Source organism: Bacteroides sp. FSHCM14E1 (genome assembly GCF_019633785.1).
GTDB lineage: Bacteria > Bacteroidota > Bacteroidia > Bacteroidales > Bacteroidaceae > Bacteroides > Bacteroides hominis.
In genome coordinates, this window is the sequence record NZ_JADKYL010000009.1 from 128,446 (window position 1) to 141,740 (window position 13,295).

8 protein-coding genes are annotated in these 13,295 nt (G+C 42.1%); 2 read left to right on the plus strand and 6 right to left on the minus strand.

What is annotated here, in order from left to right; translation table 11 throughout:
- Positions 1 to 689: 689 nt before the first annotated feature.
- The 5 genes from ISX59_RS14565 to ISX59_RS14585 all read right to left on the minus strand — a co-directional run bounded on the left by ISX59_RS14565 (position 690) and on the right by ISX59_RS14585 (position 9,413).
- The gene (locus ISX59_RS14565; RefSeq protein ID WP_032539733.1) at positions 690 to 2,012 is read right to left on the minus strand and encodes a BT_3987 domain-containing protein; all 1,323 of its coding nucleotides are present in this window, start codon (positions 2,010 to 2,012) and stop codon (positions 690 to 692) included.
- A gap of 26 nt (positions 2,013 to 2,038) precedes the next feature.
- Positions 2,039 to 3,925, minus strand: a complete 1,887-nt coding sequence (locus tag ISX59_RS14570; protein ID WP_032537006.1) for a RagB/SusD family nutrient uptake outer membrane protein — start codon at positions 3,923 to 3,925, stop codon at positions 2,039 to 2,041.
- Between the two features lie 29 nt (positions 3,926 to 3,954).
- Positions 3,955 to 7,407 carry a TonB-dependent receptor gene (locus ISX59_RS14575; protein ID WP_032531998.1) on the minus strand — a complete coding sequence of 1,151 codons (3,453 nt, stop codon included), beginning with the start codon at positions 7,405 to 7,407 and terminating at the stop codon, positions 3,955 to 3,957.
- A gap of 128 nt (positions 7,408 to 7,535) precedes the next feature.
- Complete coding sequence (locus ISX59_RS14580) at positions 7,536 to 8,735, minus strand: FecR family protein (protein ID WP_005821694.1); 1,200 nt, start codon at positions 8,733 to 8,735, stop codon at positions 7,536 to 7,538.
- Between the two features lie 99 nt (positions 8,736 to 8,834).
- Positions 8,835 to 9,413 (minus strand): RNA polymerase sigma factor, encoded by a 579-nt coding sequence (locus ISX59_RS14585; RefSeq protein WP_005781354.1) that lies wholly within the window; start codon positions 9,411 to 9,413, stop codon positions 8,835 to 8,837.
- Positions 9,414 to 9,673: 260 nt separating this feature from the next.
- Between ISX59_RS14585 and aroC the strand changes: the two genes are divergently transcribed.
- The gene (gene aroC, locus ISX59_RS14590; protein ID WP_005808404.1) at positions 9,674 to 10,750 is read left to right on the plus strand and encodes a chorismate synthase; all 1,077 of its coding nucleotides are present in this window, start codon (positions 9,674 to 9,676) and stop codon (positions 10,748 to 10,750) included.
- Between the two features lie 11 nt (positions 10,751 to 10,761).
- A complete protein-coding gene (locus ISX59_RS14595) occupies positions 10,762 to 12,126 on the plus strand; it encodes a dipeptidase (RefSeq protein ID WP_005821695.1) in 1,365 nt (454 codons plus the stop codon).
- A 107-nt stretch (positions 12,127 to 12,233) separates the two neighbouring features.
- Here the strand turns inward: ISX59_RS14595 and ISX59_RS14600 are convergent, their stop codons facing one another.
- Positions 12,234 to 13,286, minus strand: coding sequence for a linear amide C-N hydrolase (locus ISX59_RS14600; protein ID WP_005821696.1), 1,053 nt, complete (start codon positions 13,284 to 13,286; stop codon positions 12,234 to 12,236).
- Positions 13,287 to 13,295 lie beyond the last annotated feature (9 nt).

A 13,295-nucleotide genomic window follows, 5' to 3' on the forward strand; every position in this document is an offset into this window, starting at 1 on the left:
TATCAGAGTTCCTGTAGAACTTAAGAAAGAAGAAAGACAACTGAACTTAAAGGTAAATGATGTAAACGAAAAGGAGTATTTGTAAAATGTAGTCTAAAACGAGAAAGAGATATACCTATTTTCCACCTCTGTATACTTCGATATATATCACAAGAAAAAACACATAATGGAGAGAGAAAAGATCAAATCATTGATATTAAATAGTATAGAAAACCATCTTATAAAGAAGAATTTTCAGAGTTGCAATTACGATATTTTAAAAAAAGACATGCTTAAATAAGCGTTTTATTAAAGTTATTGCTATATTTGCCACGAAAATGGACCATTTATTACGTATTTTTAAAACTGTTAACTCGATAATCTAAAAGGTAGCATCTGTATGTATTGCGCATAAAACTTTCCAAGTTCTACAGGAACTTTTCTCAAGTACTTTTGAATTTATTTATTTCCAAACAGAACCGCATATCAATAACATTTTTATAGAAAAGTATTGTAAAATAATTACTTAATCAAAGAACGTCAACGGTACATCTTTGGTAGCATAAAAACAACCCGACAGCATATTAATATCATCACATCAAGATCTTTACCCATTCTTTTTATCTTTATCAGGCTATTATTCTCTTGAATGCGAATCAATAATTGGATGAATTCTCCCAACTATTGATTCGCATGATTACTTATTTATATCAGTTGATTACCGTACCTCTTACGTCCAACTCACGGATAGCAGCCACCGTACCGTTGCCTACCCCATCAGGAATGACAAGTTTGATATAGCGTGCCGTTGATGATTTTACATAATATTTCAATGCGGCATCCTGATTGGTGAAGCCAAACTGACCAATCGACTCCCAGTTGTTTCCATCCTCACTGGCTTCAAAACGTACCACTTTAATCGGATTATTACTTCCCCGCCCACGTGGCAAGAGTTCCACTTGAGCTATCTTAACGCGGTGATTCATATCAATGATTATCTCGTAGGGGAGAGGATCGGAACCTCCTTGCCAGCGAGAATGCCAGAAGGTCTCGGCGTTTCCGTCGATCAGGTGTTTGGCATGTCCGTTATTGCTACCTTCACCCGAAGGTTCCTCGGTAGTGAACGACACGATTTTCCAGTCCGTTTTAGAAAGTTTATCTCCTTCTTTTATGATGCTATAAGCAGCATAAGTATCCTTATCCGCCCGTATAGTGGCGTCAGAAGTTACCTCTGCTATCTGTACGGGCAACATATAATTTCCCGGCAGAATGTCATCCTTCAGTTTATAAGTTGCTGTTACCTGATTTACTCCGTTCTGAAGAACCGGGGTCTCGGGTGCTACATAAGCATCGGACGGAAGCATACTGAAATAAGTGCCGTTGGCTGTGTTATAAGCATCTATCACCGACTGGCGGTTTTCCAAACGGCAGGTTATTTCCCATTTATTGGTAAACGGAACGCCAATCTGTACAGGCAACTCTTTTACGTCTACCAGATTGATTTCTTCGACTCCGGCATTCATAATGGTTACAATCGGTTCTGAGACCTTAAATCCCAACAACAAAGCAGAACGTCCCGGAACCAAAGACATCCCGTTGGATGTGGCACGCAAAGGCAACACATATTTCAAGTGATCGTATCCGGAAAGCTGTTGTATCTTAGCCGGATCGTAAGTAAGTTCACCTTTCAGCAGTCTTTCGTCTGCCGGAATATCGACTGTCCCTTTTGTCAGTTGATAACAATCGGCCGGTAGAAGTTCGTACGACGTTCCATCAGCTGCATTCATCGAATCGAGCAGAGCTTTGTCCACCGAGAAACTCACCACACTGGCGGTTGATTTCAATCCTCCCTGTTGTATCCATAAATCTGCCGTATACTTTTCACCTACATTATAGGATTGCAGTGTGTTGAATCCTTCCTGAGATACAGCCAAAACTCCATCGGCTTTGGAACTTACATCAAAACTGTCATCGCAACTGCTTACCGACAGTGCAACGCAAGCTGACAGTGCTATATAATTAAATCTATTCATAAGTTAGTCTTTTTATTCGTTCAAAATCACCATCCCGGATTCTGTACCAGATTCTTAGTCTTCCGCATTTCCGAGTCAGGCATCGGATATAAATACATTTTCCGGTTAAATACAATCTGACTTGCTTCCACTACACGATTGAAATCGTCAATATCATTCGGTTCGCCACGCACATTCATTCCATGTGCATAACCGTTCTGACGACCTTCTCCGTTTTTATCGGCAATCATCCATCTTCTTACATCAAAATAACGTTGCCCTTCTGTGGCCAGTTCCACCTGACGTTCGCGCTGAATAGCAGCCCGCTGCAATTCCTGATTACCACGAATGGCAGGATTCAAGGTCTCTACACCGGGCAATCCTGCACGCTCACGCACGAGATTGAGGTATTTCAAAACTCTCACATCGTTAGGATTGACTTCATTGGCTGCCTCGGCATACATCAAATAAAAATCTGCCAAACGGAATATAATAGAAGGACGGAACTGAGAGGCTACCCCCGGATTGGTCAAACTGACTGAACGGTTGAAACGTTTGAAAAGCATATAACCGGTCAGCGTGGCCTGTCCTTCTTGCACACCGGAGTTTCCACCATTGTAAAACAACACTTGATTACAGCTCACAGGCCATTGACGTCCATTGAAGAAAACGGTGTTATAAAAACGAGGTTCACGATTGAGGTAACGGTTGCTGACAGACACGTTGGTATACTTCTTGGAGAAGTTATCATTCTGATCTTTGTAAGTCCCGTATCCCTCTTCCTGATAAAGTGTGGATTGCGGCAAATAAGCCGTAGCCGAAATGGGAAGCCCGTCTTTCATATAAAAAGCATCTACCAATTCCTGCGTAACTCCGGTGGAACCCAAACCATTTTTTTCACAGCGCGGAGCGATACGACGATCAAAAGCATCGCCATTCATCCCTCCCCAATCATTATTTGCCGTGGCCCAGATAATTTCGTGTGTATACTTCTGAAACAGATTATATACAGACTTGTCCGGATCAATGACAGCACCGTTGTCGTCTTTATATTCTTTATACAATTCATATCTTCCGGCCTCGGCATAATCGATAAAGTCTTTGCAAGCAGCAAGAGCTTTCTCCCACTTACCGGCATCATAATCGGGAAACAGGCGGGTACCATCCGGATTCGTCACCGCCAAAGCTTCTCTGTATCCTCCGTTTAAAAGAGGACTTGCAGCATACAGCCACAACTTGGCACGAACGGCCAGAGCAACTCCTTTGGTCGGCCAGGCACGATAATCCTTATCTTCAAAAATGGGCTCCTGAGTCAATTCTGAAGCAACTGCTGTCAGTTCGGAATCAATGTACGCTACCACTTCGTCCACCGTGTTCCGGGGTACGTCCTGATCTTCAGTTGCATCGTATATCTTGTCCTTCACCAAAATGATCGGACCGTACTGTTCAAACAACAAATAATGATAAAATGCCCGCATAAAACGTACGTTGGCTTTCATCTGCGTCAGCTCGTCTTCCAGCAACTGGTCACCCTGAGTACCTGTAGTCATTATCGGATGGGCCTTCTGCAAAAAGATATTGGCCTGACGGATGTATTTGTAGCAGTCGCCATAACGATGAAATCCCATGTTGGAAGCATTTCTATCCGAATTATTGTATTTGGAAGAGTTTCCATATCCTACGACCAGTTCATCACACATACCCGTCCAAGGATTCTTGAAAGCTCCCACATTCACGCTGTTTATTCCCGAATAGTCGGGGATACCGGCAAAAACATTGGCATACCATCTTTTTGTATACGATACGTTATCAAATACCTGTTCGGTATTCTGCAAACCTCCCGCAAGTTGTTCGGAAACTCCCAGATAGTCGCAAGAACTAACAAAGCACAATAGCGCTATCAGCAAAGTATATATAGAATTTTGCTTTTTCATCTTTCTATTTATTAATCTGTTTTTTCTTTTTAGAATGTAAAGTCTAAACCGAGTGTGAAAGTACGTGGCAGAGGATAATTCAAACCTGCGTTGGCATTACCGGCTTCCGGATCGAAATACTTAATCTTGTCCCACACAGCAAGATTATATCCCATAATATAAATACGGGCAGCCTCAAAACCAATCTTATCCATAAATTTCTTAGGAAGCTGATAACCGAACTCTATGTTTTTCAGTCGTAAGAATGAACCATCACGCAGCCACCAGGTGCTTGCCACCCGGTTGTTGGCATTATTGGCATTGTTTTTATGCAAACGCGGAATAATGACATCCTGGCTGGGATTGCTCTCGGTCCAACGGTCTAAAGCAAACGTACGGTAATTGGACTGGTCGACACCCCAGGAGAACGGGTACCATCCTTCTGAAGTAGCCCCTCCCAGAAGAACAGATGTATTGCCTGCCCCTTGAAAAAAGATACTTGCATAGAAACCCTTGTACTCGGCATTAAGGCCAAATCCATAAATAATTTCAGGGGTACTCGGGTTCCCTACTCCTCTTACCTGGTCGTAAGAGTCAATCACACCATCACCATTTACATCGACGTATTTGATATCACCCGGACCAACCAATCCTCCCAAAGTAGGACGCGGAAGTTCCGAACGAAGTTTATAGGTTTTCAATCCGTTGGCATTGGTACTGACTATAAAATCGTCCTCGGTATAAAGCCGGTCGGCAATATAAAGAGTATTTTCGCTGACCCGGGTACCGGTAACTGCTTGATAATCGTACTTCTGAGGTAGCTCATCGTATTCAAGAATTTTGTTGCGCGTAAAGGTAAATGTCCCACGGGCGCTGAGTTTCAGTTTACCTATCTGCTGATTGAGGTTCATTGACATATCCACACCCTGATTACGTACCTTACCAAAATTCTGCCATGGGTCTTGACGAAGTCCGCCCAACTGGGGAACAGTACGGCGTTGCAGCAAGATATCTCTACGTTCGGAACGGAAATAATCGAAAATAATATCAATACGGTTATCGAACAATCCAAGATCAAAACCATAATTCTGCTTATCTTCAATTTCCCAAGCCAGATAGGGGGCTGCAAAACGTCCTTCAACAATACCGTTACCTATTCCGTTGGTTCCGCCAGTATCTCCGATACCCTGTGTAAATCCACCGGCATTGGTCGTGAAAGTAGGACGATACAAAAAGCGTTCCTGTCCCGTTTTATCATTACCCGTACGTCCGACAGATGCTCTCAGCTTTAGTTTATTAACTATCTTTTTTACCGCTTCCGGATAGAATGATTCGTTAGAAAGATAGTAAGCGGCACCGACTGCCGGGAAAAAGCCGAAACGATTACCTTCGGCAAATGCTTCGGAACCGGTATAACCAAAGTTGCCTTCGACAAAATAGCGTCCGTCATAGCCATAAGTGGCACGGCCCACAAACCCCTGCTTACGGAAAGGAAGAGGAACATTGTGCTGTTGTGTCTCTTTCTGCATATACAGCAACATGGCCCCCACGTCATGTTTTCCAAACGTACGTTTGTAGTTGACAGACGCATCGATATAAATTTTCTTGGTGGCAGATGTCGCACTGTTTTTGGGATCCTGAATATCCGGGTTACCCGATACAACCGTAGAGAAAATCAGTTGTCCCAATTCATCACGACCAGTAGCATGATATCGTGTCGGATTATATTCACGACGGATAATCATCTCGCTGTCATAGTCATAACTTATATTCAGGTTGGCAGACAAACCTTTGGTAATGAAATCGAGTTTTTGATTGACATTTACTTTTGACTGGATACCGGTTCTGTATTCTTTTGCATAACCGGAGTTCATCAATAAGTTATAAGGGTTACGCATATTGGCATCTCTTTCCTGAGCATAAGTAGCTACTGTTCCGTCACTGTACACAGCCGGGAAAGCATAGGGAGGAGTGATCAACATGGAACGGAAAATGGTGGAAGTACCTGTTCCCGGATAATTATTAATGAGATATTGCATGGCAAGATCTACTCCTACTGTAGTAGTAGAAGATACAGCCATATCAATATTAGAACGCAGATTAAACCGGTCAATACCGATATTGGTATCATAAATCCCATTCGGTCTGTTCTTGAACAATCCGCTTTCATTAAAATAGGCACCTGATACGAAATACTTGGCCTTTTCCGTACCACCGCGTACATTGAGTGTATAACGGTGGCTGAAGGTATTCTTACGAAGAAGTTCGTCAATCCAATTGGTATTAGGGTACAGATCCGGATCATCGTTGTTACGGTAATGGGCTATCAGTTCATCAGAAAATTGAGGTCCCTCTCCATCATTGCGCAATGCTTCGTTATACAGGCTCAGATAATCGGCAGAACCAACAAATTCCGGAAGACGAGTAGGTGACGAAATCGTATGTTCTGTCTTAAAAGATATTTTAGCCTTCTCAACCCGTCCGCGCTTAGTAGTCACCAGTACTACACCGTTAGCTCCTTCCGCACCATAAATGGCAGTAGCGGCCGCATCTTTCAGTACAGAAAATGTTTCTATTTCATCCGGTTCAATATCACTCATATTTCTGGGAACTCCGTCGACAAGTACAAGCGGAGAAGTTCCTCCGGCAAAAGTACTGACTCCGCGAATCCAGAATTCGGCATTATCATAACCGGGCTCTCCGGAACGCTGGACCGCAATCAGACCTGCCACCTGACCGGCAAGGCTGTTATTCAGGCTTCGGGAAGGAACGACAATGTCTTTGGGTTTTATCGAACTCATGGATACCACCACACTCTCTTTTTTCTGTTTACCGTAACCGACTATCACTACCTCATCAAGCGCTTTTGAGTCTTCGTGCAATACGACATTGATGTTACGACGTCCTTTCACCTTGATTTCTTCGGTATTATATCCCAGGTATGAGACCAGCAAAATCACATCATCCGACGGAAGCATGACTTCATAACGTCCTTCCATATTGGTTATGGCACCGATAGCAGGATTTCCTTTTACCACTACGTTTGCACCGATGACTGACTCTCCTTTTGCATCGGTAACGACTCCGGTAACTTTGATTTTAGCCTTCTGCTGAGGGGCAGAGGCGGACTCGGAAGTTTCTTTTTTATAAATAATGATCTGACGGTCTTTAATGGTAAATCCATTATCGGTATGTGCCAATAATTGCTCTAATATTTTTTCGACCGACTGATTAACCACATTTACACTAACTTTCCGGTTCAAGTCAATAACACCATCCCTGTAAAAGATGATAAACTCACTATTCTTCTCTATCTCCTTAAAAACCTGTAGTACGGTTTTTCCGGCAGATTGCATAGTAAAGACTTTGGTTTGCGAGTAAACACTTGAAGCATAAGCTATTTCGAATGCAAAAGTGAATAACAAAAATAAAAAAATACTTTTTATTGATAATAAAGTTCCTACTTTAGTCCTATTGGGACTAAATATTCCATGATTATTCATACATTTGTACGATTTGATTAACAAATTTGTTTTTACGTAGTTTAATCTAATCAGGGGTTGGATGATATGAGGGTATTATCCAACCCTTTCTTAAAAAATTTAAGGTCCTTGTTTCATACTATTAGAAATTACTTGGTTAATAAAAAATGGTTCTCTCTGATCTCTACTTTCGCAGGTATGGTTTTACTTAACATTTCCAAAACATCCCATAAATCTTCCCGTAAATCAAGCTTACCACTACAGGTTAACCCGATCAGCCCCGAATCAGCTGTGATGTGTTTTCCATAATATTGAGATAACTTTTCGATGATTACTTCAATCTTTTCACGCTCAAAGCAATAATAGCCTTCTACCCAACTGATATATTCAGACACATCCACTGTATTTATCCGCAACTCGTTCCCTTGGTCATCATAAGTTAACATATCATTGGGGTTAAGAACTTTCTCGGGATGCTTATGTGTATCCACTTTCACTTTACCGGATACCAAAACCACCGATTGTTCCTCTGCAGAATCATAAGCACTCACATTAAATTTCGTGCCCAGCACCTCTACTTCCATCCGATTGGTCTTTACGATGAAAGGCCGGGTTTTATCAGGAGATACCTGAAGGTAGACTTCTCCATTCACATAAATCTCCCGCCTATGTGCCGCAAACTCTGTCGGATATACCACACGGGTATTAGCATTCACGGCTATTCGTGTCCCGTCGGAAAATGTTATAAAAGAACGTTTTCCGGAAGGAACTATTAACTGATTATAACCTGCGCCCCCTTCTTCATCTGCCTGAGCCGTTCCGGAATTGATGGCTATTTTACCACCCTTCTTATAGTGTAATTTACTTTCTTTCCCATCCATAACCACCTTCTGCCCTTTCGACAAGACTAACTGTATGTCATCGCTATGATCCGGTTGGGAGATACTGGCCAAACTGTAAAATGAACTTTCTTCATAAAAAGCAATAAGGGAAAAAACAAAATAACTGCTCAAGACCAACATTGATATACAGGCAGCAATACTCGCTACACGCAGGAAAATTAATCGTTTTTTTCCTCTTCTCGCTTTTTTCTCAACCGCTACCTGATAGCTGATTCGTTCCCAAAGTATTCCCACTTCATCGTCTGTCATCTGCTTTTGAGGACTTACGGCTACAATCTTTAAAAAACTTCGAGCCATATGTAACTCTTTGGCAAAATCGCTGTCTTCTTTTTCCAATCTTGCCCAAAAATCTTCACTTTGTTCCGTAGGATGCTGCATTGAGTCCAGAAAAGGTCCGTCGTTCAACAAATCAGCTGCGGTATAGTGTATATAGTGAGTTCGCTCCATTTTCTTCTTTTTATAAAAAGACAGACAGAGCTCTGAAATCTACTCAGTGAAAAGCGGATTTTTTTATTGAATTTCTATTACCAGCTGAAAAACAAGGAATTAGAATAGAAAGAAAAATGGCAATATACCATACATTTCACGCAAGCGGGTAAGAGATCGCTGAAGTAAATTATAGGCTGACTGATAATTAAGCCCCATCAGCTCACAAATAGAACTGTAATCCAGCCCTTCAAAAAAACGATAATAGATGATTTCACGCTGTCGGGGAGAAAGCGTATTCAACAAATGGGCAACAGTATGTTTCTGAGATGTTTCATCTTCGGTCTCAATAATTTTTTCTTCTACCGACAAATCGAACTCATAATTTATATTAGAGATATAAGTGTCATGTAAACTCCCTTTATTAAAGACATTAAAGATAGAATTCCTTAACGAAGACATTAAGTAGATTTTAATATTGGCAGGAGGAGAAGAGTATTTACCTTTCTGTCTGTAGATATTCACAAAAACATCCTGGACACAGTCTTTCACCATCTCTGTATCTGTAGTAAAGCGACACCCATATTGATAGAGTTGCTGAACATATTGAGAATACAGCCATGCATAAGCATTGTCATCTCCTTCCAGAAATGACTGCCACTTCGCATTACTACTCTCAACGGGATCATTATTATACATATCGCATGACTTCTGACAACATCAGTTGCGCAAAATAAGCAAAAATTCATTAAAGGTAGTCAAGAAACCTCTCTTTTTAACTATAAAATTCCTTTATAATTGCTAATCTTCTTTCTTGTATTAATTAGAGGACAAACAAAAGCCGGCATCTATTACAGCGAAATTCAATCTCCCCTTATGAAGGAAAACCGAAGAGAACAACTCTTTCCTGAAATTTATTGTTATATTTGCATATACTAAACTTTAAAGCCTTATTCAATATGTTCAATTCATTTGGCAATATTTTCAGACTAACCAGCTTTGGCGAATCTCATGGTAAAGGAATCGGAGGAGTGATTGATGGATTTCCAGCAGGTATCACTATCGACGAGGAGTTCGTTCAGCAAGAACTGAACCGCCGTCGCCCGGGGCAGTCGGTCATTACCACTGCACGCAAAGAAGCTGATAAGGTAGAATTTCTTTCGGGCATTTTCGAAGGAAAATCTACAGGATGCCCCATCGGGTTTATCGTATGGAACGAGAACCAACATTCAAACGACTATAATAACCTGGAAAAAGTATATCGTCCGTCACATGCCGATTATACATACACTGTAAAGTATGGAATCCGTGATCACCGTGGTGGAGGACGTTCTTCTGCACGTGAAACCATTTCAAGGGTAGTGGGTGGTGCTTTGGCAAAACTCGCATTGCGTCAATTGGGAATTCACATCACAGCTTATACTTCACAGGTAGGTCCAATTAAATTGGAGGGCAATTATACAGATTACGACCTTGACCTGATTGAAAGCAATCCGGTGCGTTGTCCGGACCCCGAAAAAGCAAAAGAAATGCAGGATTTGATTTATAAAATCAAGGGTGAAGGAGATACCATTGGAGGCGTATTGACTTGTGTCATCAAAGGATGTCCTATCGGACTTGGACAGCCTGTATACGGTAAGCTACATGCCGCATTGGGAAATGCCATGCTGAGTATCAATGCTGCAAAGGCTTTTGAGTATGGAGACGGTTTCAAAGGACTCAAACAAAAAGGATCAGAGCAAAACGATGTGTTCTACAACAATAATGGGCGGATAGAAACACGAACCAACCACTCCGGAGGAATCCAAGGGGGGATCAGTAACGGGCAAGATATCTTCTTCCGGGTAGCATTCAAACCGGTAGCCACGGTACTGATGGAACAGGAAACTGTTAATATCGACGGCATCGATACCACATTGAAAGCCAGGGGACGTCACGACCCATGTGTATTGCCACGTGCAGTACCTATTGTAGAAGCCATGGCAGCAATGACCATACTCGACTATTATTTATTGGACAGAATGACGCAACTTTAAAATTATTCAACGTGAACGAAATTCAGAAATATATTGCAGAGAACGAACCGATGATGATGGAGGATTTATTCAGCCTCATCCGTATTCCCAGTATCAGCGCATTACCGGAACATCATGACGATATGCTGGCATGTGCACAACGCTGGACACAATTATTACTCGAAGCCGGAGCAGATGAAGCCATCGTTATGCCTTCAAAAGGAAATCCTATCGTATTCGGACAAAAGATAGTAGACCCTAACGCTAAAACGGTATTGATATATGCGCATTATGACGTGATGCCTGCCGAACCTCTCGATTTGTGGAAAAGCCAACCTTTTGAACCGGAAATACGTGACGGACATATTTGGGCGCGAGGTGCCGATGACGACAAAGGACAAGCATTTATTCAAGTAAAAGCTTTTGAGTATCTCGTAAAATACAATCTGCTGAAAAACAATGTGAAATTTATTTTCGAAGGAGAAGAAGAAATCGGTTCACCAAGTCTGGAGGCCTTCTGTGAAGAGCATAAGGAACTACTAAAGGCCGATATCATACTGGTATCAGATACCAGTATGTTGGGTGCCGATCTTCCTTCATTAACTACCGGGCTGCGTGGTTTGGCCTATTGGGAAATCGAAATAACAGGTCCAAATCGCGACTTGCATTCAGGCCACTTCGGTGGGGCTGTAGCTAATCCGATTAATGTGCTTTGCGGCATGTTGAGTAAAGTAATTGACGCTGACGGACGCATCACGATCCCCGGATTTTATGATGCCGTGGAAGAAGTTCCACAAGCAGAACGGGAAATGATCGCCCATATTCCTTTTAATGAGGAAAAATACAAGGCAGCCATCGGTGTAAAAGAGCTTTTTGGTGAAAAGGGATACAGTACCCTGGAAAGAAACAGTTGCCGCCCCTCATTCGATATTTGTGGCATTTGGGGTGGCTATACCGGTGAAGGCTCTAAAACCGTACTCCCGTCAAAAGCCTATGCCAAGGTATCGTGTCGGCTGGTTCCGCACCAAGACCATCATGTAATCTCAGATCTTTTTGCAGACTACTTCCGCCGAATCGCTCCGGCTACAGTGGATGTAAAAGTGACACCGATGCATGGAGGACAAGGATATGTATGCCCTATATCACTACCGGCCTATCAGGCAGCAGAAAAAGGATTTGAAATAGCCTTCGGTAAAAAACCATTGGCCGTACGTCGCGGAGGGAGTATCCCTATTATATCAACCTTCGAACAGGTGTTAGGAATAAAAACCGTACTTATGGGATTCGGACTGGAATCGGATGCTATCCATTCGCCTAATGAAAACTTCTCTCTGGATATATTCAGAAAAGGGATCGAGGCAGTTGTAGAATTTCATCTGACATACAGTAAAAAGTAAGCTTCTTATCACAAATAATAACACGGATTAAAACAGATATCAATCAGGTTCCGTTGCGACCTAAAATTGAATGCTGTTTTAATCCGTGTTATTTGTGGTAAGACTTATCATGGCAACTCAAACATAAATGTGAACGATTTACTGTCTTTGAAATCTTTCACTGCGTCTCCTGTATAAATTTCCCCGTGTGTCAAAGATAATTTCCTGATATTTGCACTCGGACTAAAATCAACCCTATTCAAATCTACCCAGAACAGATTGGGAGTCAAAGTCGACTCAAAGTAGTATACCCGATTTTTCTGATCAGAAACCGAACGCCAACGTGTGGAAGAAATATACGGCTTGTCCGGAGTTGTGATTCCGAAAGGAACAGATACATTCCGCATCACGCTCAATACACTCGGTACAGCAATATTCGCATCCGATGTCTGCGGAATAGCATGAATATAGAAAGAAGCACGCACAAAACGGTCACTTGAACGGTTGGTTCCCGGCAACATATTCAAACCGCCTACCTCTTTCCAATAATCATTCACAGCCAATTGAAGATCGTAACGGGGAGAGTTTGTCATTACTTGATATTCTTTACCTTCATGGATGATCAGGTCTCCATTGATATACTCCAGAATAGCGGAATTACCCGTTTCATCAGTGATAGCCATATGCAATGTAGATGCAGAGCCATTAGGCATGTTCGGAGCATCAATGCGGAAGGTTTGTTTACTTAGCTCTTCAACAGCTTCACGTACTGTTGCAAAGTTATCAAGCACATACTGTGTCCAAATACTGATCCCCATTACAGGGCGGGTGTCATTGGGACGGGTATAGACAGACTCCGGTAGAAACAGGAGACTGGCAACCAACCCTTTTTCATTCATGCCGTCGCAAGTACCGATATCATACCCGGTAGCCACAATGCTGCCATACTTCGAAGTCCATTCTACCGTATTTCCTTTATCGTACCCTGCACGTTTGATACCACGGGGAAAAAGATATAAATTAGACTGAATATCCTCTTTCCAATCCATCGTACGTCCGGTAATCACCATATTATCCGGTCCAATGTAAACTGCACGTGTACATGCTTTCGCAGGCTGTCCACCCCAGATCAAATTGACAGCTATAGTAACCAAAGCTGCCATCATAATTTTCTTTCTCATACTCTTTTT

Bases quoted from the DNA above. Each gene is read 5' to 3' on its own strand.
- ISX59_RS14565 (WP_032539733.1), bottom strand. From the start codon at position 2,012: ATGAATAGATTTAATTATATAGCACTGTCAGCTTGCGTTGCACTGTCG.
- ISX59_RS14570 (WP_032537006.1), bottom strand. From the start codon at position 3,925: ATGAAAAAGCAAAATTCTATATATACTTTGCTGATAGCGCTATTGTGC.
- ISX59_RS14575 (WP_032531998.1), bottom strand. From the start codon at position 7,407: ATGAATAATCATGGAATATTTAGTCCCAATAGGACTAAAGTAGGAACT.
- ISX59_RS14580 (WP_005821694.1), bottom strand. From the start codon at position 8,735: ATGGAGCGAACTCACTATATACACTATACCGCAGCTGATTTGTTGAAC.
- ISX59_RS14585 (WP_005781354.1), bottom strand. From the start codon at position 9,413: ATGTATAATAATGATCCCGTTGAGAGTAGTAATGCGAAGTGGCAGTCA.
- aroC (WP_005808404.1), top strand. From the start codon at position 9,674: ATGTTCAATTCATTTGGCAATATTTTCAGACTAACCAGCTTTGGCGAA.
- ISX59_RS14600 (WP_005821696.1), bottom strand. From the start codon at position 13,286: ATGAGAAAGAAAATTATGATGGCAGCTTTGGTTACTATAGCTGTCAAT.